The sequence below is a fragment of the Roseovarius halophilus (ex Wu et al. 2025) genome (assembly GCF_047086965.1).
This window is the reverse complement of record NZ_JBKOTX010000540.1, coordinates 1-591: the sequence shown is the minus strand read 5'-3', so window position 1 is coordinate 591 and position 591 is coordinate 1. Positions and strand designations below refer to the sequence as shown.

Here is a 591-nt window from a genome sequence, read left to right as displayed (position 1 = left end):
TGCCCGCCCGCAAACCGCTTGTGCAGGATCTTGTTGTTGCCATCGCGCGACTTCGGGTTGGCGATCTTGTCTTGCAAACACGGCGTGTCCCGCGCCATCGGCGAGAACCGGTCCTTCGACCAGGTTTCCGCATCGCGCTCAGTGGGCATCACCACCATGATCGGGGCGGGATCGTGGTCGATATGATAGCCAACCATGTTCAAGATCGACTCCGACTTACCGATTTGACTGCTCGACATGATCACGACGGTTTCCGCCGCCGGATCAGAGATCGCGTCCATGATCCCGCGCTGGTATTCGGCACGGGCGGTCCGCCACTGGCCAGGTTCGGCGCTGGCCTCAGAGCTCAGCCTTCTGTTCTGGTCGGCCCAGTCGCTGATCGTCAGGTCCGGCGGTGGCTTCAGTACCGCCAGGGCGGTCTCCACTGTCCGTTTCAGGGTCGGTGAGCCGGTCAATCTCAGGGTCGGTTTCAAGGTCAATGTCTGGCTGCGCGAGATCATCGAGCACCTCGCGGATCGCGGCGCGGATCAGGTTCCGGGTGTCTCCGACAGTGGATTGGTCAAAGGCCTGTGGGGCCAACCGGTCTGGCAG

Annotated in this window: 2 protein-coding genes; one reads left to right on the top strand and one right to left on the bottom strand. The window is 62.3% G+C overall.

The window, feature by feature from the left end:
• Positions 1-281: phage terminase large subunit family protein (locus ACH107_RS33385; protein ID WP_412509868.1), on the bottom strand; the 281-nt coding region annotated here is incomplete at its 3' end.
• Here ACH107_RS33385 and ACH107_RS33380 point away from each other — a divergent pair.
• Positions 280-591 (top strand): hypothetical protein (locus ACH107_RS33380; RefSeq protein WP_412509867.1); only part of this gene is annotated, 312 nt, incomplete at its 3' end. The genes ACH107_RS33385 and ACH107_RS33380 overlap by 2 nt on opposite strands.